At 52.8% G+C, this 233-nt stretch carries 1 pseudogene; it reads right to left on the reverse strand.

Annotated features, from left to right (window positions below):
- A pseudogene (tsf, locus tag RTW80_RS30930) lies at positions 1-233 on the reverse strand (elongation factor Ts); the annotation flags it as partial.

The following is a 233-nucleotide window of genomic DNA, read 5'->3' on the forward strand; positions in this document are numbered from 1 at the left end:
GTACTCTTTCTCTACCACTTCAGCAGACACGTCTTCTGGCTTAACGAATTCTGGTTTGCTTGCAGCGATGTGCATTGCCAGCTGTTTAACCAGCTCTTCGTCAGCGCCTTTAGCCGCAACCAGAACACCGATACGCGCGCCGTGCTGGTAAGAGCCCAGAACATCGCCTTCCAGGGAAGAAACGCGACGGATGTTGATGTTCTCACCGATTTTAGCAACCAGCGCTACACGCT

It is taken from the genome of Escherichia sp. AM3 (genome assembly GCF_032029835.1).
Lineage (GTDB): Bacteria > Pseudomonadota > Gammaproteobacteria > Enterobacterales > Enterobacteriaceae > Escherichia > Escherichia coli.